A 21,443-nucleotide genomic window follows, 5' to 3' on the forward strand; every position below is an offset into this window, starting at 1 on the left:
AAACGCGATTATTCCTGAGGACAGCTAAGCGCGCGGATGGTGGGTGCGGCAAATCAATGGGTTGCCTTTTCCACAGGCTGGAAAGCGGCGCGAAGGGGGCAGAGGGCGTCAGCTGCCGCGATATGTGGAATAGGCCCAGGGCGAAACCAGCAGCGGCACATGGTAGTGCTGGGCGGCATCCTTGATGCCGAAGCGCAGCGGCACCTCGTCGATGAAGTCCGGGCCGTCGCCGGAGATGGCGCCGATGCGGCGGAAATATTCGCCGGCCATGAACAGCAATTCATAGCGTCCGGGTTTGAAATCCCCGCCCTGGAGCGCCGGGGCATCGAGCCGGCCGTCGGCGTTCGTTGCGAACTCGCCGAGAACGGCGCCGGTATCCAGCGCCGTCAAGCGAATGCGCATGCCCGGCGCCGGACGGCCCGCGGCGATGTCGAGGACGTGGGTGGTCAGGCGGCCCATGGGTGCGGTCTCCCGGACGATGCATCTTTGGATGCCGCAGCTTAAGCCCAACCTCCTTCCCCTGCCCACCCTCCGAAATCCGGAAACTGTCTTCGGTCCCGCGCCCAATCCGCCGCCCAAACTGCCGATTGAACCCCCTGCCGCCAATGGCTTAGCGTAGTCCCCGCTTCGACCGCAGCGTAAGAGCGAGACGACGATGACCGAGACCGCCTACCCCCGCGACATGATCGGCTATGGCGCCACCCCGCCGCAGGCCAATTGGCCGGGCGGCGCCCGGGTGGCGGTGCAGTTCGTCGTCAATTACGAGGAGGGCGGCGAGAATTGCGTCCTCCATGGCGACGCCGCGTCGGAGGCCTTCCTGTCGGAGATCGTCGGCGCCCAGCCGATCCCCGGCGCCCGCCACATGAACATGGAGTCGATCTACGAATACGGTTCGCGCGCCGGTTTCTGGCGGCTGCATCGGATGTTCACCGAGCGCAACCTGCCGGTCACCGTCTATGGCGTCGCCATGGCGCTGGAGCGCAATCCGGAGGTGGTCGCCGCGATGAAGGCCGCCGGCTGGGAGATCGCGACCCATGGCTGGCGCTGGATCGACTATCAGCATCTGCCGCCCGAGGTGGAGCGCGAGCATATGCTGCGCGCCATCGAGGTCCACACCCGCGTGACCGGCGAGCGGCCGCTCGGCTGGTATCTGGGTCGGTGCAGCCCGAACACCTGGCGGCTGGTCGCGGAGGAGGGCGGCTTTGTCTACAACGCCGATTCCTACGCCGACGACCTGCCCTATTGGGACGACAGCCATGGCCGGCCGCAGTTGATCGTGCCCTACACGCTCGACGCCAACGACATGCGTTTCGCGACCAACCAGGGCTTCAACAGCGGCGACCAGTTCTTCGCCTATCTGAAGGACAGCTTCGACACTCTCTATGCGGAGGGCGAGACGGCGCCGAAGATGATGTCCATCGGCCTGCACTGCCGTCTGGTCGGGCGCCCCGGCCGCGCCGCCGCGCTGGCGCGCTTCCTCGACTATGTGCGCAGTCACGACAAGGCATGGGTGGCGACCCGGCTCGACATCGCCCGCCACTGGATCGCCGAACATCCCTACATCGCGAAGTGAGGCCCTCGATGCCCTACAGCCTGGACGATCTGAACCGGATGGACCGCGCCGCCTTCGTCGCGGCGCTGGGCGCGGTGTTCGAGGACAGCCCCTGGGTGGCCGAAGCCGCCTGGGACAAACGCCCCTTCGCCGATGCGGACAGCTTGCGTGCGACGATGACCGACATCGTCCGGAACGCCGGGACGGAGCGGCAGCGCGCGCTGATCCTCGCCCACCCCGACCTTGCCGACCGCGCGACCCGCGCCGCCAACCTGACCGCCTTTTCGCAGACCGAACAGGCGAAGGCCGGCCTGAACGAGTTGACGGAAGCCGAAGCGCAGGAACAGCGCGAGTTGAACCGCGCCTATCGCGAGCGCTTCGGCTTCCCCTTCATCATGGCGGTGCGCTTCAGCAGCAAGCAGGAGATCCTGGCGGCGATGCGCGGGCGCGTGGCGAACGAGCCTGAGGTGGAGTTCGGCCGGGCGCTGGAGGAGATCTACAGGATCGCGGGGTTCCGGCTGGACGATCTGGTGGTGGGATAGCGTCGGCTGACGATTGCCCCCTCCCCAACCCTCCCCCGCGTTCCGCGGGAGAGGGTGCCTTACGCGAAGCGGCGGCAGTCCCCTCCACCGCCAATGGCGGGGGAGGGTTAGGGAGGGGGCACTCGAAGCCGATATTTCACCAAAAAAGAAAGCGCGCCGCCCCATCCGGAGCGGCGCGCTTTTTCCGTAAGAACCCCCCGTTACGCTTCCATCGCCTTGACGACCTCTTCGGTGACCTTCTTGGCGTCGCCGAACAGCATCATCGTATTCGGGCGGAAGAACAGTTCGTTCTCGACGCCGGCGTAACCGGCAGCCATGCCGCGCTTGATGAAGAACACCGTCTTGGCCTTCTCCACGTCCAGGATCGGCATGCCGTAGATGGCGCTCGTCGGATCGGTCTTGGCGGCCGGGTTGGTCACGTCATTGGCGCCGATGACGAAGGCCACATCCGCCGTGCCGAAGTCGCGGTTGATGTCCTCCAGCTCGAACACCTCGTCATACGGCACGTTGGCCTCAGCCAGCAGCACGTTCATGTGACCGGGCATGCGGCCCGCCACCGGGTGGATGGCGTACTTCACATCCACGCCCTCGTGCTTCAGGCTGTCGGCCATCTCGCGCAAGGCATGTTGGGCCTGGGCAACCGCCATGCCGTAGCCCGGCACCACGATCACCGACTGGGCGTTCTTCATGATGTAGGCGGCGTCCTCGGCCGAGCCGGCCTTGACCGAACCCTGCGGACCCTTGGCGGGACCGCCGGCAGCGGCGCTCTCGCCGCCGAAGCCGCCGAGGATGACGTTGAAGATCGAGCGGTTCATGCCCTTGCACATGATGTAGGACAGGATCGCACCCGAGGACCCCACCAGCGCACCGGTGATGATCAGCAGGTTGTTCTGCAGGGTGAAGCCGATGCCGCAGGCCGCCCAACCGGAGTAGCTGTTCAGCATCGAGATGACCACCGGCATGTCGGCGCCGCCGATCGGCAGGATCAGCAGGAAACCGAGAGCGAGCGATACCGCCACGATCAGCCAGAGCGCCGCATCGGCGTTCGACTGCACCAGCCAGCCGATCAGGATGACGGTCAGCACGCCCAGCGCCGCATTCAGCGGATGCTGCATCGGGAAGACCAGCGGCTTGCCGGTGACCAGACCCTGCAGCTTGGCGAAGGCGACCAGCGAGCCGGTGAAGGTGATCGCACCGATGGCGGTGCCGAGCGCCATCTCGATCAGCGAGCCCTTGGCGATGGCGCCACGAACGCCGATGCCATAGGCCTCCGGCGAGTAGAAGGCGGCCAGCGCCACGAAGACGGCGGCCAGACCGACCAGCGAGTGGAAGGCGGCGACCAGCTGCGGCAGCGCCGTCATCTCGATCTTCTTGGCGACGACGTAGCCGATGGCGCCGCCGATGGCGATGCCGAGCACGATCATCCAATAGGACTGCACGATGGGCGAGGCCAGCGTGGTCAGGATGGCGATGGTCATGCCGACCATGCCGTAGATGTTGCCCTGGCGCGAGGTCTCCGGGCTGGACAGCCCGCGCAGCGCCATGATGAAGCAGATAGAGGCGACGAGATAGAGAAGGGCCGACAAGGTTTCCATGGTCTTACTTGCCCTTCTTCTTGAACATGGAGAGCATGCGCTGGGTCACGAGGAAGCCGCCGAAGATGTTGACGGACGCCAGGATGACGGCGAGGAAGCCCAGGACCTTCGAGAAGTCGAACCCCGCGGGTCCGGCGGCGATCAGGGCGCCGACGATGATGACCGACGACACGGCGTTGGTGACGGCCATCAGCGGCGAATGCAGGGCCGGGGTGACGCGCCAGACGACGTAATAGCCGACGAAGCAGGCCAGAACGAGCACCGTCAGGCCGGTGACGAAGAAGCTGCCATGGCCGCCGGCGGCCTCGGTGACGGGCTGCGCACTGTGCGCGACCTGGGCGGCCAGCATATCGACCTGATTGCTCAGGTTCGCCAGCGTTTCACGGAAAGCGGCGATGTTGCTTGCGGGATCCGGGTGTTCCATGGGATCCGCCTCCTCACGCGGGTTGCGCTTCGCGGGCGTCCGCGAAGGCAGGATGCACGATGGCGCCGTCGCGGGTCAGCGCGATGGCCTTGACGATCTCGTCGTCCCAGTTGACGGCCACGCCGGTCTCTTTCCCGTGCAGCGACGTCAACAGCGCCAGCAGGTTCTTGGAGTACAGGAGCGAGGCGCTCTCGGCGATGCGGCTGGCGTAGTTGGCATGGCCGACGATCTTCACGCCGTTGGCCGTGGTCACCACCTCGCCCAGCTTGGCGCCCTCGACGTTGCCGCCCTGCTCCACCGCCAGATCGATGATGACCGAGCCCGGCTTCATCGACGCCACATGCTCCGCCGTCACCAGGATCGGCGCCTTGCGGCCGGGGATCAGCGCCGTGGTGATGACGATGTCCTGCTTCTTGATGTGCTCGGCGACCAAGGCGGCCTGCTGGCGCTTGTAATCGTCCGACATCTCCTTGGCATAGCCGCCGGCGGTCTCCGCCTGTTTGAACTCGTCGTTCTCGACGGCGACGAAGCTGCCGCCCAGCGACTGCACCTGCTCCTTCACCGCCGGGCGCACGTCGGTGGCCGAGACGATGGCGCCGAGCCGCTTGGCGGTGGCGATGGCCTGCAGACCGGCGACGCCGACGCCCATGATGAAGGCGCGGGCCGGCGGCACGGTGCCGGCGGCGGTCATCATCATCGGGAAGGCGCGGCCATACTCGCTGGCGGCATCCACCACGGCCTTGTAGCCGGCGAGGTTGGCCTGGGAGGACAGCACGTCCATGACCTGGGCGCGAGTGATGCGCGGCATGAATTCCATGGCGAAGGCATTCACGCCGGCATCGGCATAGGCCTTCACATGGTCGCGGCTGTTGTGGGGGTTGAGGATGGCGAACAGCAGCGCGCCCTTGGCCATCAGCGCCAGCTCGTCCACATCGCCCTCACCGGCGATCAGCGGGCGCTGCACCTTCAGCACGATGTCGGCATCGGCCAGCGCCGACGCCTCGTCGGCGGCAATCGCGGCACCGGCCGCCTCATAGGCCGCGTCGGTGATGCTGGAGCCGAGACCGGCCCCGCTCTCCACCACCACGTCCAGTCCAAGGGCTTTGAATTTCTTGATGGTTTCGGGAGACGCGGCGACGCGGCGCTCGCCCGGGCGGCGCTCCCTGGGTATCGCGATCTTCATGTCGTTTGCTTTCGAAGGCCGGCCATGGCGGCGGGCAAAATCCACCCGCTTCCGGATCAGGGCGGGCTAGCGCCGAAGCGGCAAAGGCAGGTGGGCCGGCAACCGATCTGCGCCGGCCCCACCGGTACCGGTCACTGGTTGGCGACGACCGGGAAGTCCCAGCTTTCGGCGGCCGAGGCCGCGATGGGCAGTTCGACAGCCGGCAGATTGTCCACCGGCAGCTCTTCCAACTGGCGGCGGATCAGGTCGCGGACGCTGACGACGCCGACCAGGGTCGTGCCCTCCAGCACCGGGACATGGCGGATGCCGTGCTCGTCCATCAGGCTCAGCACGTGACGCACCGTGTCCGACGGGCTGCAGCAATAGGGATCGCGCGTCATCAGCGCCGATACCGCCTGATCCAGGATGCCCGGCCCGCGGTCGACCAGCGCGCGGACCACGTCGCGTTCGGAAATGACGCCGACCACCGTATTGCCTTCGGTGCGGCAGACGTCCTTGACCACCAGCGCGCCGGTGTTCTCCGCCTTCATCAGGCGCAGCGCGGTGGCGACCGTTTCATTGATGCGCACCATGCCGATGCGCGTGCCCTTCTTGCGGAGAATGTCCTCGACCTTCATGACGCTCCTCCCCCTGTTCGATGCGGCCGGCCCCATGGTCCCTTCGGGCTGGGCGCCGGCCGCGCCACCTGCTTTGCTTACTGGGCCGCGACCGCTTCCGGTGCGGCAGCGGGAGCCGCGGGCTGCGGCCGGCTGTAGCAGCCGGCGTTCTCGCCCCGCTGCTTCACCAGCGCCAGCACCACGTCGATGGTCGGTGTCGGCACGCCCACCATGCGGCCCATCTCCTGCACCACCGACAGCAGCGGATCGATCTCCATCGGCCGGCCGCGCTCCAGATCCTGCAGCATCGAGGTCTTGTGCGCGCCCACCGCGGCGGCGCCGTTGATGCGGCGCTCCACATCGACGCGGAAATGGACGCCCAGCTTGTCGCCGATGTCCTTGGCCTCCAGCATCATCGCCTTGGCGACGGCGCGGGTGTCCGGATCGCCGCAGATGCCTTCCAGCGTGCCGTGGGTCAGCGCGCTGATCGGGTTGAAGCACAGGTTGCCCCACAGCTTCAGCCAGATCTCGTCGCGGATGCGGTCGAGCACGGGGGCGCGCAGGCCGCCGGCCTCCATCGCCTTGGACAGGGCGACGATGCGCTCCGACTTCGACCCGTCGGGTTCGCCGAGCGAGAACTTGTCGCCGTAGACATGCTGGATGACGCCGGGCTCCACCACCTCGGTCGCCGGATAGACGACGCAGCCGATGGCGCGCTGCGGCCCCAGGCCGTTCCACTGGACCCCACCCGGATCCACCGTCTCCAGGGTGCGGCCGTCGAACTCGCCGCCGGTGCCGTGGAAATACCAATAGGGAATGCCGTTGACCGCGGTGACGACGGCGGTGTCGTCACCGAGCAGCGGTTGCATCGCGGGCACGACACCGGGGACGGAGTGGGCCTTCAGCGCGATGATCACATAGTCTTGCGGGCCGAGTTCGGCCGGGTTGTCGGTGCAACGGGGGTGGACGACGGTCTTCTCCTCCCCCATCAGCAAGGTGACGCCGTTCTCGCGCATCGCCGCCAGATGCGCACCGCGCGCCACCAGACTGACTTCGGCACCCGCCTGGTGCAGGCGCACGCCGAGATAGCCGCCGATGGCCCCGGATCCGTAGATGCAGATCTTCATGCCGGATTCCCCTCTCCCCCGATTTCACTTTTTGAATGCTGTGGGGCTGGACGACGCCAGCCTGCCCACACCGGCCGCATCCATCGGCGGACCGGTTGCTTTGCAGCGGCATCCAACAGTCTGTCGCGCAAACTGTGTTTGGAGTTTGGTATACCACATACCGTATGTCAATGCGGAATGTGGGGGCACGGTCGAAGATTGCGGAATCGGATGCCTACCCGACCGAATCAGGCTCCCTTCGCAAAGAAGTAGAGGGTCAACGCTGTTCCGATGATGACCACCAGCGTTTTCAGCAGCTTCGGATCGACCCGCTTGGCTCCCATCGCGCCTGCATAGCCGCCAGCCATTGCCGCGACCGCCATCGCCAGCGTTTCCGGCCAGGACACCGCTCCGGCGACGATGAAGGTCCCGACGGCTGCGGCGTTCATCAGCATCGCCAGCAACAGCCGCAGCCCGTTCATGGCGTGGATGTCGCGCAGCCCGAACAAGGTCAGCGCAGCCAGCATCAGGAAGCCGATGCCGCCGCCGAAATAGCCGCCATAGATGGAGATCAGGAACTGCACCACCAGCACGCTGCGCCCGCCAAGCCGCAGCCTGGACACGATGCCCGGCGCATAGGCGCCGATGGCGAAGACGGCTGTCGCGAACAGCAGCAGCCACGGCACGAAGCGCGCGAACACCGCATTCGGCGTCAGCAGCAGAAGCAGCGCGCCGATCAGTCCGCCGACGAGGCTGAGCGCGGCGAAGACCGGAACATTCACCTGCCCGCCCGCCGCGATCTCCCGCCGGTAGGCCCAGCTGCTGGCAGCCTGTCCGGGAAACAGCGCCACCGTGCTGGAGGCGTTGGCGGCGACCGGCGCCACCCCGGCGAACAGCAAAGCCGGAAAAGTGATGAAGGCGCCGCCGCCGGCAACGGCATTCAGCGCGCCCGAGGAAAAGGCCGCCAGCATCAGGACGACGATACCCAGCATGATCGATCCACCCCTTTCGATCGGTGTTGACGATGCGAATCGTATTCTGTATACAGAATATCAGCCTTTGAAGCGGGCTTTGCCGGGATGCGTGATTTGTGACGCTCACCCTCCGATGCGGTTCATGAAGCGGCCTCCCAAAACGCGACAAACCGACACCGGGACCAATGCGGTGGTCCCGGTGCCGGCTTGTCTTGTCGTTCGGCGGTGATATGCACCGCCCTTTATCCGGAGTCCCGGCCGGCCCCCCGGTCGGCGGGAACTCCCTTTCCCTTTCAGTCGGCGCCTTCGGTCACCAGCTTGCCGCTGACCGGCTGGACGGTGTCCTCGGCGATCTGACGGGCACGCATCGGCTTCAGGACGAACAGGGCCATGAAGGCGGCGATGGCGTTGACCGCGGCGGCGAAGAAGAACACCGTCTGCCACGACCCGCTAGAGGCCACTATGACGTTGGCGAAGGGAACGACCAGAGAGGCAGTGCCCTTGGCGGTGTAGAGCAGCCCGGCGTTGGTGGTGGCGAACTTCGACCCGAAGCTGTCAGCGCAGCAGGACGGGAACAGGCTGTAGATTTCGCCCCAGGCGAAGAACACCAGACCGGTCAGGACGACGAAGGCGACCGGGTTGTGGCCCCACTGGTTCAGCGCCAGGATGCCGACCGCTTCGATGGCGAAGGCGACGAACATCGTGTTCTCACGGCCGATATGGTCGGACACCCAGCCGAAGAAGGGACGGGTCACGCCGTTCAGCACGCGGTCGATGGTGAGAGCGAAGGTCAGCGCCGGCAGGGTCAGGCCCATGATGCTGACGGGGGCGCCGTCGAGGTGGAAGTCCTTGGCGATCGGGCCGAGCTGGGCGGTGGCCATCAGACCGCCGGCGGCGACCATGACGAACATCAGGTACATCACCCAGAAGACCGGCGACTTCAGCGTCTCCTGCGGGGTGTAGTTGCGACGGCTCTGCGAGACGTTGCTCTTGCCCTTCGGCAGCAGGGCCGGGTCGGCTTCCTTCAGGAACCAGGCCAGCGCGAAGACGATCAGGCCCTGGCCGAGACCGAACACCAGGAAGGTCTGCTGGAAGCCGGACGTCTGGATCATGTTGGCGATCGGCACGACCGTCACGGCGGAACCGGCGCCGAAACCGGCAGCCGTCAAGCCGGCGGCCAGACCGCGGCGATCCGGGAACCACTTCAGCGCGTTGCCGACGCAGGTGCCGTACACGGCGCCGGCACCGACGCCGCCCACCGCCGCGCCGATATAGAGCAGCGCCAGCGAGTCGGCGAACGAGTTGATGACCCAGGCCAGCGCGCAAAGAATGCCGCCGACCACGACGACGATGCGGGGACCGAACTTGTCGACGAACCAGCCTTCGACCGGCACCAGCCAGGTTTCGGTCACGACGAAAATGGTGAAGGCGACCTGAATGGCGGCACGGCCCCAATGGTACTTTTCATCGATGGGGTTGACGAACAGCGTCCAGCCATATTGCAGGTTCGCGATCATCGACATGCAGATCACGCCGATAACCAACTGCATCCAGCGGCCGCCGAGCGGTGCTCCCTGCGCCTCCGAATTCGTATGCTGCATCTTCTATCTCCTCCTAGGAAGCGGTTCTCTGCCGATTCGGGCGTCGCTTCTGTTTTGATGCTTAGGCTTTTACTTTGAGCGTCTTCTTAGATGCTTTCAGAGATTTGACGCTGTTGTTCGCTTTTGCTTGGCAGCGCGGCGAGGATGCGGCCTCGGGGCGCTGCGCTGCTTGGGTGACGGGTTTTCGCCTCCCGCCAGACCGGTGCAGTCCTGATCCGATCTGGAATTATCAATATGGTATACCAGATGCCGGACACCTGACAAGCGATTAGTGGGTTGGGCGAACTGTTTCCGCAGGCTGCATTCGTCCAGGCGCCGGGGGCGAGAGTCGCGTTTCGATTTTCCGGCACGCGGAAAGCGGGGCGGCGCAGCTTTTGGCCGGACAATCTATTGGCATATGGTATGCCAGCTCCGACGGCACAGTTCGGCCCGGCAACCGCCGGCCGGCATGGTCTCCGCCGCCGGCGCTGACGCCCTTCCCGGCAGAACCCATATTGATAAGGAGTCGACCGCCATGGACCAGCAGCAGAACATCGAGATCGTCGTGGCGCGTGACGATGCCGATATCGCCGCCAGCTACCCGATCATGAAGGAGCTGCGGACCCACATGACCGACCCCGAGGCCTACCGGGCGCAGATTCGCCGCCAGATGGATGACGGCTATAACCTCGCCCTTCTGCGGCTGGACGGCGAGATCGCCGGCTGCGGCGGCTTCCGCGTCCACGAGACACTGTCACGCGGTCGCTATATGTATGTGGAGGATCTGGTCACCAGCTCCGCCAAGCGGTCCTACGGGCTGGGTGACAAGCTGTTCGACTGGCTGGCCGGCGAGGCGCGGGCGCGTGGCTGCGCCCAGATGGAGATCATCTCCGGCATCCAGCGTGGCGAGGCCCACCGCTTCTATCACCGCAAGCGGATGACCATCAAAAGCTTCCAGCTGGTGCTGCCGCTCGCCTGAGCGGACTGCATGCCGGACTGGAGTCGAAACGAAAAAGACGGCCTGGAAGGGCCGTCTTTCTTACGATCTGTCAGGTGGGGAACCGCAGCTCAGAAGGCGCGGGGGAAGCTTGCCCAGGCCGGACCCGGCGGCAGTTCGTCTTCCGGCTCCTTGAGATCGGCTTCGGTCGGGTTGGCGAGGCGAAGCGGCGCGGAGGAGAAATCGCGCTGCGACTTGCCCGCGTTGGCGATCTGCATCGACAGGATGTAATGGACCGTGCCGCCGAAGACGGACAGCACAAGCGCCAGAACCAGCATTTCCAACATGTTCATCGCTCCAGTGTCTCGGGGGTGCTTTTTTGTTTGGTCGGCTTCGGCGTGACCATTCCGTTATGACGCGCCGCAGCATGCGGTTCAAGTTTTTTGGTATACAAGGTACACGATGCCGGACATGCGCATACCGCATGCCTCCGGTGTTTCGTGTGCATAACAAACATACCGCATGTCAAACATTTTGCCTCTTGTGCTTTCGCATTACGGTTCCGACAAAGCGATTCCGAATGCGCTGCACCATCGCATAGGCCGACGCCGAAATTGTTTGCTTGGCGTACTGTATCTGGCATACCATATTCATAGCACGACGCCCGGCCGGGCGCCCTGCCGCCCCGAGGGGAGCCGCCCGACAGACGGTTTTCCTGCCAGCCGCCAGCCGATCAGGAGTCACGCCATGAAGGTCGAACATATCCTGCGCACCAAGGAATCCCGCGTCGTCGCCGTGCGGACCAGCGCGACGGTCGCCGAGGCCGTCAAGCTGATGAAGGCGGAGAACATCAGCGCCCTGATCGTCAAGGATGTCTGCCGCACCGAAGGCAACACGCTTGCCGGCGTCCTGTCGGAGCGCGACGTCGTCCATGCCCTGCTGGAGCGCGGCGGTTCGCTGCTGTCCATGCCAGTGTCGCAGCTGATGACGCGCCAGCCGGTGACCTGCACCCCGTCCGACAGCGTCCAGCAGGCGTTGCAACTGATGGACAAGCACCACATCCGCCATCTTCCGGTCCTGGAGGACGGCCATCTGGTCGGCGTCGTCAGCGCGCGCGACTTCACCCGTCTGCATTTGCAGGAGCTTGAAGGCACCGTCGCCTCGGTCGCGGAGCCGCCGCCGGCCACCACCAGCTACACCCACTGAACCATTCCCCGAACATGGCGCCGCCGGCACATCCTGTCCGGCGGCGCCTTTCCTATGGGAGAGGCCGCCCCATGACCACCCTGATCTTCACCCATCCCGACTGCTTCGCGCATGACACCGGCCCCGGTCATCCGGAGGCGCCGGAACGGCTGGCCGTGGTGTGGCAAGTGCTGGACCGGCCGGAGTTCCGTGACCTGGAGCGCCGGTCGGCCCCCGAGGCCGATGTGGAGCAGCTTTCGCGCGTGCATGACCGCAGCTATGTCGATGCCGTGCTCGCCGCGGTGCCGGCCGACGGTTATCGGCGGCTGGACGGCGACACGCTGCTGTCGCCGGGGTCGCGCGGCGCGATCCTGCGCGCGGCCGGATCGGTCTGCGCCGCGGTGGACGCGGTGCTGGCCGGCGAGGCGACCAACGCCTTCTGCGCGGTGCGCCCCTGCGGCCACCATGCCGAACCGGCCCGTGCCATGGGCTTCTGCGTCTTCAACAACATCGCCATCGGGGCGGAGCATGCCCGCAAGGTGCACGGGCTGACCCGCGTCGCCGTGGTCGATTTCGACGTGCATCACGGCAACGGCACCCAGGCGATGTTCGCCGACGACCCCGACCTGTTCTTCGCCTCCACCCACCAGTCGCCGCTTTATCCCGGCACCGGCAATTCGTGGGAGCGCGGCGTCAACGGCAACATCCTGAACCTGCCGCTGGAGCCCTACAGCGGCTCCGTCGAGTTCCGCCAGGCAGTGGAGCGCGCCATCCTGCCGGCGCTGGAGGCGTTCCAGCCGGAATTGCTGATGATCTCCGCCGGCTTCGATGCTCACAAGCGCGACCCGCTCGCCCAGCTCGGCTTCACCGCCGAGGATTTCGAATGGGTCACGCGCAAGCTGGTCGAACTTGCCGACCGTGTCTGCGGCGGCCGGGTGGTTTCGGCGCTGGAAGGCGGCTATGACGCGACCGGACTGGCGGAAGGCTGCGCGGCGCATCTGACGGCGCTGATGCGGGCATAACGCCCGCCTGCCCGCCTTTCCTCAGTCCGCCGCCAGCCCCACCCCGTACTCCCGCGCCCAGTCCAGCAGCCGGGCGGTCGCACCGTCCGGCGCCGGCCGCTGCAGGGCGGCGGTCCCCAGCACGACGGCGCCGTTGCTGCCGTCGATGGTCAGCAGGTCGCCGGTGCGGACCGTCACCTCGCCGGCCCGCATCACCCCCTCTTCCAGGTCGATGCGCAGCCCGCGGGCGCCGCAGACGCAGGGGCGGCCCATGCCGCGGGCGACGGTGGCGGCGTGGCTGGTGAAGCCGCCGCGGGCGGTGACGATGCCGACGGCGGCCTGCATGCCGTGGATGTCCTCCGGCGAGGTTTCCGGCCGGCACAGGATCACCGGCGCCCCACCGCGCGCCAGCCGCAGCGCGTCCTCGGTGGTGAAGGCGGCCCGGCCGGTCGCCGCGCCGGGCGAGGCGGGAAGCCCGGTTGCGATGGCGGCGGCCAGCGCTTCGGGCGTCAGGGTCGGGCGCAGCAGCTCATCGAGCGCCTGCGGATCGACGCGGCGCACCGCCTCGTCGCGGCTGATGATCCCCTCCTCCGCCATGTCGACGGCGATGCGGACGGCCGCTTCGGAGGACCGCTTGCCGCTGCGCGACTGCAGGATGAACAGGCGCCCGCCGTCCACGGTGAACTCGATGTCCTGCATGTCGCCGAAGGCCTGCTCCAGCCGCTCGGCCACCCGGCAAAGCTCGGCATGGACCGCCGGCATGCGGCGCTCCATGGAGCGGTCGGGGTTGGGCTGGCTGGCGCTCAGCGGGTCGGGATCGCAGGTGCCGGACACGACGTCCTCGCCCTGGGCATCGGCCAGGAATTCGCCGCACAGGCCGGGCGCGCCGGTGGAGGGATCGCGGGTGAACAGAACGCCGGTGCCGGACTCCGGCCCGCGGTTGCCGAACACCATCGCCTGCACCGTCACCGCCGTCCCCAGATCCTCCGGAACATCGTGCAGGGCGCGGAAGGCGACCGCCCGCGGGTTCATCCAGGAACGGAAGACCGCCGCCACCGCCAGACGCAGCTGTTCGGCCGGATCCTGCGGAAAGGGACGGCCGCAGCGCGTCTCCACCAGCCGCAGGAAGCGCGGCATCAGGCTGCGCCAGTCCTCCGCCGTCAGCTCGCCGTCGCGCTGAAGCCCGCGCTCCTCCTTGTATTCGTCCAGCAGCGCTTCGAACCGGTGGCCAGGCACCCCCATCACCACGCAGCCGAAGCACTGGACCAGCCGGCGATAGCAGTCATAGGCGAAGCGGGCATCGCCCGACGAAGAAGCCAGCCCCTGCACGGTTCTGTCGTTGAGACCGAGATTCAGGATGCTGTCCATCATGCCGGGCATCGACACCGCAGCGCCCGAGCGGACCGACAGCAGAAGCGGCCGGTCGCCGTCCCCGAAACGTCCGCCCGCCTGCCGCTCCAGCGCCAGGACGGCGTCGTCGATCCGCTTCAGCAGTCCCGCCGGCAGCGCATCATCCGCGCCCAGCCCGTGCCCGGCCTCCGCAGCGATGACGAAGCCCGGCGGCACCGGAATCCCCAGCGCCGCCATCTCCACCAGACGCGCGCCCTTGTTGCCCAGCCGCTCCACATCGGCCCGCCCGGAGACCAGGCCGACGGCAAGACCGGCCCCGAAAGGGACGATCATGTCATGTGCGGTCGCAAAGAGGCTGGCGGCCGGGCGGCGCATCGGGGCGATGTCGGGAGCGGTGGAGGTGTTCATGATGTGCCCAACCTGGATTCAGCCGGCCCGTCGAAGGCCATCAGACGCAGCAGCCGGTGCAGTCCATCCGGATCGTCGATGTTCCTGTCCGTCATTTTCATGCCCGACGGCTTCCCGTCCGACATGCGGATCAGACGCACCCGCTGCCCCGAACCGGGACCGCCGGCACGGACGACGCCATCGGTAAACAGCCGCAGCAGTGGTTCGGCCCGCGCACAGGCCGCGTCGCTGCCGCCGAGATCGATGACGGGACCGGCACCTGCCGGCGCATCGACCAGCGGGACGCCCAGATCGGCGAGCCGGGAAGCGTTGGCCGAAGCCTCCGCCGGCGGCAGGACCGACAGGTCGATCACCAGCGCGCCCGGCGAAAGGGCGGCGGCAAAGCCGTCCTCGGCGAACAGGGCGGACTCGACCGCGGGCGCATCGGGCAACAGCATCATCACCACGTCGCACCTGCCGGCCCGGTGGCGGAAGTCGCCGCGGCCATGGGGGTGGCGGTGCAGCCGGTGCCCGGCCTCCCGCAGCCTGTCCATGATCGCTTCGGCCATCATCCCGTCTCCGATGAACCCGACATCCATCCTGCGATCCTCCAGCCTCCGCTTCGACCGCCGTCATCCGGCGCCGAGCGTCAGGGTGGAGATTGATTGCGCTTCCCGCATCGCACAATAGCACGATCGCGCAATTTTCACATCGCGGAAACCCGCCTCGACTTATCTAATCTTACCCGAGCCTAACATTTCCGGCGGAGGTCTCCAGTGGCAAAAAGCCGCAGCCGGCCGGGATCCGGAACACCGGCCCGGCCGCCGTTTCCACCAGCCGCGGCATGATCGGCGTCGGCAAGTCCTGGCCGGACACCGCCCCGCTGGCCATCGCCGCCGCCATGTCGGCGCAGTCCGCCAGCCGCAGCAGGGTCATCCGGGTGGCGAAGACCAGCCGGCGCCGGCCGGCCTCCTCCTCCGCCAGCAGACGGCGCGGGGTGGCCCACAGCACGCCGACCGCCTCCCCGCCGTCGCAGACCGGGTCCTGCCCATCCGGTGCCGGGGCGAGAAAGAACAGGGTGTCGAACCGGCGCGGCAGCATTTCGGGCGAGATCCAGCGGGCCAGCACGGCCAAACGGTCGAGCGCGGGGGCGACTCCGACCCGCGCCAGCGCCGCAGCGAAGCCCTCCCCCGCCGCCAGCCCGCGGCGCAGGTCCGCCAGCGCCGCGGAGGGAAGCGGATCGCGGGTCGGCAGCATGCCGCACTCCTCCACGCATTCCCGCAGGGCCGCGACGCGGTGCGCGAGGTCGGCGGGCGGCTCCCCCTCCGGCCAGCGGGCGCGCCACAACGGATGATGGTCCGCCGCCTCCAGCCGGCCGCCGGGAAAGACGGTGGCGCCGGGGGCGAAACGCAGGCCGGCATGACGCTCCATCACCAGCAGTTCCAACCCGTCCGGGCCGTCGCGCAGCAGGATCAGCGTGGCGGCCGGATGGGGGGAAACAGGGTTCTGAGGGGCGGTCTCGGACATGCACCACTGTCGCCGACGGGCGGTCCGGCTGTCCATGCGCGGCGGGAAGAACCACTCTCACGATGCGGAATAAGGGGCGGGTGCCGTTTGACCGTCCGGCCTAGGACTTCCAGCATCCGGGCAACACCACACCCGCTCACCATCATTCGCCAGACCCGCCCCTTTTCACAAAGGGCCGGGCGGAGGAAGGCTGTCGTCATGCCGTTTCACCGCAGCACAAAGATCGTCGCCACGCTGGGTCCCGCCAGTTCGTCGGAAAGCCAGATCACGGCCCTGGCCCGGGCGGGCGTGAACGTCTTCCGTCTGAACGCCAGCCACGGCACCCAGGCCGAACATGCGGAGCGTTACGCCCGCATCCGCGCCGCCGAAAAGACGCTGGGCCGGCCGATCGGCGTCCTGCTCGACCTCCAGGGGCCGAAGCTGCGGGTTGGGACCTTTGGGTCCGGACCGGTGGATCTCGCCATCGGCGACCGCTTCCGCCTGGACCTCGACCGCACGGCGGGCGACAGCCGCCGTGTCTGCCTGCCTCACCCGGAGGTATTCGCCAGCCTCGAACCCGGCCTCGACCTGCTGCTGAACGACGGGCGCATCCGGCTGCGCGTGCTGGATTGCGGCGCCGACTTCGCCGAGACGGAGGTTGTGGCCGGCGGCACCCTGTCCGACCGCAAGGGCGTCAATGTGCCGGGCGCGGCGCTGGCCCTGAGCGCCCTGTCGGAGAAGGACCGCAGCGACCTCGCCTTCGGTCTCGACCTGGGGGTGGACTGGATCGGCCTCAGCTTCGTCCAGCGTCCGGAGGACATCCTGGAGGCCCGCGAGCTGATCGGCAACCGCGCCCATGTGATGACCAAGATCGAGAAGCCGGCCGCCCTGCCGACGCTGGACCGGATCATCGAGCTGTCCGACGCGGTGATGGTCGCGCGCGGCGACCTGGGCGTGGAACTGCCGCCGGAAGACGTGCCGGCTCTGCAGAAGAAGATGATCCGGCTCAGCCGCGCCATGGGCAAGCCGGTGATCGTCGCCACCCAGATGCTGGAATCCATGGTGTCGGAGCCGACCCCGACCCGCGCCGAGGCCTCCGACGTCGCCAACGCCGTCTATGACGGGGCCGACGCGGTGATGCTGAGCGCCGAATCCGCCTCCGGCCGCTATCCGGTCGAGGCGGTGGCGATGATGGAGCGCATCGTCAGGCGGGTGGAGGGCGACCCGCTCTATCGCCGCATCATGGACGCCGACCATCCCAACCCGGAGGCGACCGCCCCCGACGCGCTGACCGCCGCGGCGCGACAGGTGGCGGAAACCATCAGCGCCGCCGCCATCGTCACCTACACCACCACCGGATCGACCACGCTGCGCGCGTCGCGCGAACGGCCGGGTGTGCCGATCCTCGGCCTCAGCGCCAACCACGCGACGGCGCGTCGGCTGTCGCTGGCCTGGGGTGTCCATGCCGTGCTGACCGACGACGTGGCGAATTTCTCGGAGATGGTCGGGCGGGCGCTGACCGCGGCGGCGGAAACCGGCATCGGCAGCTCCGGCCAGTCGCTGGTGGTCACTGCGGGCGTGCCGTTCGGGACGCCGGGCAAGACGAATTCCTTGCGGGTGGTGACCATCGACGGCGACGACGCGCCGAAGGTGGAGACGGCGCAGAGAGAGGCGGTGACGGTCTGAGGTGGGGGGCTAACGCCCCCCTGACCGCGCGATCACTCCAGGAAGTCGCAATGCTTTTCCACATGCGCGGCAAGACCCATGGTGTGCTCGCGCACCAGCCGTTCGGCGAGGTCGGCGTTGCGCTCTTCCAGGGCCTTGATGATGGCGCGGTGGTCGTGGATGGAGCGTTCGGCCCGGTCCTCCTGGCCGATGGTCAGCTTGCGGATCGCCCGCATGTGGATGAACAGGTTGTCGGTGACGTCCTGGATCAGCTTCGACCCGCTCAGCTGGATGATGCTCTTGTGGAAGGCGATGTTGGCGTCGGAATATTCGCTGACATGGTCCTTCGGGCTGCGCTGCTCGAAACTGCCGAACAGGTCCCACAGCTTGTGGATCTCCTCCGCCGGGGCATGTTCGGCGGCCATGCGGGCGGCCATGCTTTCCAGCGCCGCCCAGACCTGGATCATCTCGATGATCTCGGTCTTGGTCTTGCGGACGACGAAGATGCCGCGGCGCGGTTGCAGGCGGATGAAGCCCTCCTGCTCCAGCAGGGTCAGCGCCTCGCGGATCGGGGTGCGGCTGACGCCGAGCTTGTCGCTGAGCTGCCGTTCGTCCAGCCGGATCTCTCGGTCATGGTCGTAGATGTCCATCTCCGTGATCGCCTGCTTCAGCGCGTGGTAGACCTGACTGCGGAAGGTGGTTCCGGTGTCGAGGGGCTGGACGTTGAGAGCGGGAAAGGTCATGGAGTGGATGTCCTCATGTCTCGCCGGCGGTCGCGGCGCACCCGGTAAGCCCTAGCATGGTTACGCATTAGGCTTCCGGCATTTTCGTATCCTACATACCAGATGCATGCAAGCCGTTGAAATATCCAGGGCGACCGGCGTGGAACGCGCCAGAGGTCAACCGGAGGACGGCAAGGCTGCGTTGTTGGGCTCCAGCGCTGCCAGCAGCGGCGCCAGCGCTTGCGGGTCGCGCATCGCCAGCCCCATCACCGCCACGCCCGCGGCCCCGGCAGCCCGGCATTCGGCCACCCTGCCGGCGTGGTCGATGCCGCCCAGCCCGATCACCGGCACGCCCAGTTCTACCCACCGCCGCAGCCCCGCCGCACCCAGACAGGGTCCGTAGCCCGGCTTGCTGGCGGACGGGAAGATCGGCGACAGCGTCACGTAATCAGCCCGCCCCCCGCCCCGCTCCATCGCCTCGGCACCGTCCGAGTCGTGGAGTGACACCCCGATCAGCGCCCCTGGCCCCAGCAGCGCACGCGCCGCCGCCGGATCGCCGCCGGACGGCAGATGCACCCCATCCGCCCCGGCCGCCGCCGCCAGCGCCGGGTCGCCATGCAGGGTGACGCAGGCCCCCCACCGACGGGCGCGTACCATCAATGCGCGAGCCAGCTCCACCCGCTCGGCATCGGGCAGATCCTTGTCCCGCAACGACAGCCAGCGCACGCCGCAGGCGAACAGGCGTTCCGCCACCTGCGGCAACGGCCGCTCGGCCAGACGGCGGTCGGTGATGACCAGCAGCGGCGGGTCGGGCAACGGCATAGGACGGCTTCCTCCTGTTCGACCGAGCTTTATCGCAATGACGTAGTGCTTTCGGCCAGCCGCGAACCGCCGCTTTTTCCGGATCGCGGAATTCCAGCGGATTCACATGGACAATTCGCATGCATGTCACTGCGTCGGCAAATGGTTCGTATTGACATAGTCAGTCAAACTGATGATCGTGAAGGCGGGCATGGGGCATTTGGCATGCCAGCAACCACAAGTTGGTGGTGGGAGGTTCCATCCCACGGCCTTTTTCGGACCGGACACCAGAAATCAAGAACAGGGACGAAAATACAGGTCCGGACATCCGAATAGAAGATGTCGAACAGAAGACGCCGTTCAGAACATGTCGGGTGCATTGGGGAGGAAGGACATGGTGCGTGAGACGCACGGCAAAACGGCCCGGGTCGCACCCTGGGGCGGGCGCTGGATGCAGCTGGCCATCGGCATCGTCTGCATGTCGATGATCGCCAACCTGCAATATGGCTGGACCCTGTTCGTCGAGCCGATCGACGACAAGCATGGCTGGGGCCGCACGGCGATCCAGGTGGCCTTCACCATCTTCATCGTCACCGAAACCTGGCTGGTGCCGGTGGAGGGCTGGTTCGTCGACAAATTCGGTCCGCGCATCGTCGTGCTGGTGGGCGGCGCGCTGTGCGCCCTGTCCTGGGCGCTGAACGCGGTGGCGGATTCGCTGGCGTTGCTCTATCTGGCGGCGGTGATCGGGGGCATTGGCGCCGGCGGCGTCTATGGCACCTGTGTCGGCAATGCGCTGAAATGGTTCCCCGACCGCCGCGGGCTGGCCGCCGGCCTGACCGCAGCCGGCTTCGGTGCCGGTTCCGCCCTGACGGTCGTGCCGATCGCCACCATGATCGAGACCTCCGGCTTCGAGACCACCTTCATGACCTTCGGGCTGGGCCAGGGGCTGGTGATCCTGGTGCTGGCCTGCTTCATGACCGACCCGCCGAAAATGGGATACGGCCAGAGCCGCGGCACGGCCGCCCCGCAGCGCCGCCACTATGCCCCGCAGGAGATGCTGCGCACCCCCGTCTTCTGGATCATGTACGGCATGTTCACCATGGTCGCCGCAGGCGGCCTGATGGTGACGGCCCAGCTCGGCCCCATCGCCGCCGACATGGGTCTGGTCGACGCGCCGGTCAGCATCCTGGGCCTGACCCTGCCGGCCCTGACCTTCGCCCTGTCCATCGACCGGGTGATGAACGGCATCACGCGGCCCTTCTTCGGCTGGGTGTCCGACCATATCGGGCGCGAGAACACCATGTTCATCGCCTTCACCATCGAGGCGGTCGGGGTGATGGCGCTCAGCGCCTATGGTGCCGATCCGGTGGCGTTCGTCATCCTGACCGGGCTGGTCTTCTTCGCCTGGGGCGAGATCTTCAGCCTGTTCCCGGCCTGCTGCGGCGACACCTTCGGCTCGCGTTTCGCCGCGACCAACGCCGGCATGCTCTACACCGCCAAGGGCGTGGCGGCCCTGCTGGTCCCCGTCGGCAACCTGATGGTGGAAGCGACCGGCAGCTGGCAGACCGTCTTCTACAGCGTCGCCATCGTCAACGCGCTGGCCGCCTTCCTCGCCCTGTTCGTCCTGAAGCCGCTGCGCGCCCGCTATGTCGCGGCGGCCAGCAGCACCGCCCCGCGCCTGACCACCCGGCTGGCCGACTGACCTCGTCCAATGACCTCGTCCAAGGTAGGCCGGCAGCGCTGCCGGCCCTACCTGACCACCATGCGGTCCAGCAGGATCTCCTTTACCCGCACGCCGCGCAGTTCGCGGTCGAGCACGCCGGCGATGGTGCTCTTCATCAGCTTCGCCCCGTCGGCGCCGGTCAGCTGCTGCGGGTCGATCTGGCGCATACGGTCGGACAGACGGTCGGTGATGCGGGGGACATAGGGGTCGGCGACCTTGCCGTCCACCGACGGATCGATCTCCAGCAGGACCTTCACATCCACCATCCGGGCATCGCCGCCGCCAAGACTGAAGGTCATCATCGGCAGGGCGGCGTATTTCTTGTCGGGACCTGTCTGCGCCTGCGGGGCCGGAGCCCGGTTGCGGCCGGCGATCATCGCGCCGCCCGCACCCAGCGCCGCCAGCGTCAGCAGGAGGCCGGTCAGAACGAGCGGCATCAGGGAAACCGTTTCCCCCTGCCGGTTGCGACGAACGAGCCGCAAGATCGCCTTTCCGCCCCCATCGCGGGGGTCCGATTCCCATCGGGACCATGCCCGACGAAAATCATGTTAGGCGCGCAACAAATTCCGGTCAAATGCCATTGGATGCCCCATCCAATGCCAGTGGGCCGGCGG

The 21,443-nt window shown here is 67.3% G+C and carries 22 protein-coding genes; 7 read left to right on the forward strand and 15 right to left on the reverse strand.

All coding sequences use genetic code 11. The features are described 5' to 3' along the window. Positions 1–108: 108 nt before the first annotated feature. Complete coding sequence (gene uraH / locus FZ938_RS19555; RefSeq protein ID WP_149200127.1) at positions 109–459, reverse strand: hydroxyisourate hydrolase; 351 nt, start codon at positions 457–459, stop codon at positions 109–111. Positions 460–655: 196 nt separating this feature from the next. On the opposite strand from uraH, the gene puuE reads away from it, so the two are divergent. Together puuE and uraD are read left to right on the forward strand one after the other, a co-directional pair. Further along, positions 656–1,573 carry an allantoinase PuuE gene (puuE, locus tag FZ938_RS19560; protein WP_149200128.1) on the forward strand — a complete coding sequence of 306 codons (918 nt, stop codon included), beginning with the start codon at positions 656–658 and terminating at the stop codon, positions 1,571–1,573. An 8-nt stretch (positions 1,574–1,581) separates the two neighbouring features. After that, positions 1,582–2,094, forward strand: coding sequence for a 2-oxo-4-hydroxy-4-carboxy-5-ureidoimidazoline decarboxylase (uraD, locus tag FZ938_RS19565; RefSeq protein WP_149200129.1), 513 nt, complete (start codon positions 1,582–1,584; stop codon positions 2,092–2,094). A gap of 200 nt (positions 2,095–2,294) precedes the next feature. Here the strand turns inward: uraD and FZ938_RS19570 are convergent, their stop codons facing one another. The 7 genes from FZ938_RS19570 to oxlT (FZ938_RS19600) form a co-directional block, all read right to left on the reverse strand. Further along, entirely contained in the window at positions 2,295–3,689 is a 1,395-nt protein-coding gene (locus FZ938_RS19570) for an NAD(P)(+) transhydrogenase (Re/Si-specific) subunit beta (protein WP_149200130.1), read from the reverse strand. A gap of 4 nt (positions 3,690–3,693) precedes the next feature. Then, positions 3,694–4,113: an NAD(P) transhydrogenase subunit alpha part 2 gene (locus tag FZ938_RS19575; RefSeq protein ID WP_149200131.1), complete on the reverse strand. Its 420-nt coding sequence runs from the start codon at positions 4,111–4,113 to the stop codon at positions 3,694–3,696. Between the two features lie 13 nt (positions 4,114–4,126). Beyond that, on the reverse strand, positions 4,127–5,296 hold the full coding sequence (locus tag FZ938_RS19580; protein WP_149200132.1) for a Re/Si-specific NAD(P)(+) transhydrogenase subunit alpha: 1,170 nt from the start codon (positions 5,294–5,296) through the stop codon (positions 4,127–4,129). A gap of 131 nt (positions 5,297–5,427) precedes the next feature. After that, on the reverse strand, positions 5,428–5,913 hold the full coding sequence (locus tag FZ938_RS19585) for a CBS domain-containing protein (RefSeq protein ID WP_149200133.1): 486 nt from the start codon (positions 5,911–5,913) through the stop codon (positions 5,428–5,430). Positions 5,914–5,990: 77 nt separating this feature from the next. Beyond that, positions 5,991–7,019: a 2-dehydropantoate 2-reductase gene (locus FZ938_RS19590; protein ID WP_149200134.1), complete on the reverse strand. Its 1,029-nt coding sequence runs from the start codon at positions 7,017–7,019 to the stop codon at positions 5,991–5,993. Between the two features lie 227 nt (positions 7,020–7,246). Beyond that, positions 7,247–7,990 carry a sulfite exporter TauE/SafE family protein gene (locus tag FZ938_RS19595; RefSeq protein ID WP_149200135.1) on the reverse strand — a complete coding sequence of 248 codons (744 nt, stop codon included), beginning with the start codon at positions 7,988–7,990 and terminating at the stop codon, positions 7,247–7,249. Positions 7,991–8,265: 275 nt separating this feature from the next. Then, complete coding sequence (oxlT, locus tag FZ938_RS19600; RefSeq protein WP_149200136.1) at positions 8,266–9,573, reverse strand: oxalate/formate MFS antiporter; 1,308 nt, start codon at positions 9,571–9,573, stop codon at positions 8,266–8,268. Positions 9,574–10,087: 514 nt separating this feature from the next. Here oxlT (FZ938_RS19600) and FZ938_RS19605 point away from each other — a divergent pair. Further along, on the forward strand, positions 10,088–10,531 hold the full coding sequence (locus FZ938_RS19605) for a GNAT family N-acetyltransferase (protein ID WP_149200137.1): 444 nt from the start codon (positions 10,088–10,090) through the stop codon (positions 10,529–10,531). Positions 10,532–10,620: 89 nt separating this feature from the next. On the opposite strand, the gene FZ938_RS19610 is transcribed toward FZ938_RS19605, so the two are convergent. Continuing rightward, positions 10,621–10,842, reverse strand: coding sequence for a hypothetical protein (locus FZ938_RS19610; RefSeq protein WP_098737466.1), 222 nt, complete (start codon positions 10,840–10,842; stop codon positions 10,621–10,623). A 394-nt stretch (positions 10,843–11,236) separates the two neighbouring features. Here FZ938_RS19610 and FZ938_RS19615 point away from each other — a divergent pair, with 394 nt between their 5' ends. Further along, positions 11,237–11,695 (forward strand): CBS domain-containing protein, encoded by a 459-nt coding sequence (locus FZ938_RS19615; RefSeq protein ID WP_149200138.1) that lies wholly within the window; start codon positions 11,237–11,239, stop codon positions 11,693–11,695. Positions 11,696–11,766: 71 nt separating this feature from the next. After that, positions 11,767–12,696 carry a histone deacetylase family protein gene (locus FZ938_RS19620; protein WP_149200139.1) on the forward strand — a complete coding sequence of 310 codons (930 nt, stop codon included), beginning with the start codon at positions 11,767–11,769 and terminating at the stop codon, positions 12,694–12,696. 21 nt (positions 12,697–12,717) lie between these two features. On the opposite strand, the gene FZ938_RS19625 is transcribed toward FZ938_RS19620, so the two are convergent. From FZ938_RS19625 to FZ938_RS19635, 3 genes are all read right to left on the reverse strand, one after another. Continuing rightward, a complete protein-coding gene (locus tag FZ938_RS19625) occupies positions 12,718–14,433 on the reverse strand; it encodes a pyruvate, phosphate dikinase (RefSeq protein ID WP_149200140.1) in 1,716 nt (571 codons plus the stop codon). Beyond that, on the reverse strand, positions 14,430–15,011 hold the full coding sequence (locus tag FZ938_RS19630; protein WP_149200141.1) for an NAD(P)-binding domain-containing protein: 582 nt from the start codon (positions 15,009–15,011) through the stop codon (positions 14,430–14,432). Before FZ938_RS19630 ends, FZ938_RS19625 begins: the two co-directional genes overlap by 4 nt. A gap of 142 nt (positions 15,012–15,153) precedes the next feature. Next, complete coding sequence (locus FZ938_RS19635; protein WP_149200142.1) at positions 15,154–15,939, reverse strand: NUDIX hydrolase; 786 nt, start codon at positions 15,937–15,939, stop codon at positions 15,154–15,156. A gap of 198 nt (positions 15,940–16,137) precedes the next feature. On the opposite strand from FZ938_RS19635, the gene pyk reads away from it, so the two are divergent. Further along, positions 16,138–17,604, forward strand: a complete 1,467-nt coding sequence (gene pyk / locus FZ938_RS19640) for a pyruvate kinase (protein ID WP_149200143.1) — start codon at positions 16,138–16,140, stop codon at positions 17,602–17,604. A 32-nt stretch (positions 17,605–17,636) separates the two neighbouring features. Here the strand turns inward: pyk and FZ938_RS19645 are convergent, their stop codons facing one another. Together FZ938_RS19645 and FZ938_RS19650 are read right to left on the reverse strand one after the other, a co-directional pair. After that, positions 17,637–18,326 carry a GntR family transcriptional regulator gene (locus tag FZ938_RS19645; RefSeq protein WP_149200144.1) on the reverse strand — a complete coding sequence of 230 codons (690 nt, stop codon included), beginning with the start codon at positions 18,324–18,326 and terminating at the stop codon, positions 17,637–17,639. 156 nt (positions 18,327–18,482) lie between these two features. Beyond that, positions 18,483–19,127, reverse strand: a complete 645-nt coding sequence (locus FZ938_RS19650) for a thiamine phosphate synthase (RefSeq protein WP_149200145.1) — start codon at positions 19,125–19,127, stop codon at positions 18,483–18,485. A gap of 373 nt (positions 19,128–19,500) precedes the next feature. Here FZ938_RS19650 and oxlT (FZ938_RS19655) point away from each other — a divergent pair, with 373 nt between their 5' ends. Further along, entirely contained in the window at positions 19,501–20,808 is a 1,308-nt protein-coding gene (gene oxlT / locus FZ938_RS19655) for an oxalate/formate MFS antiporter (RefSeq protein ID WP_149200146.1), read from the forward strand. A gap of 47 nt (positions 20,809–20,855) precedes the next feature. Here the strand turns inward: oxlT (FZ938_RS19655) and FZ938_RS19660 are convergent, their stop codons facing one another. Continuing rightward, on the reverse strand, positions 20,856–21,266 hold the full coding sequence (locus tag FZ938_RS19660) for a flagellar basal body-associated FliL family protein (protein WP_109156474.1): 411 nt from the start codon (positions 21,264–21,266) through the stop codon (positions 20,856–20,858). Between the last annotated feature and the right edge of the window lie 177 nt (positions 21,267–21,443).

The organism is Azospirillum oryzae (genome assembly GCF_008364795.1).
GTDB lineage: Bacteria > Pseudomonadota > Alphaproteobacteria > Azospirillales > Azospirillaceae > Azospirillum > Azospirillum oryzae.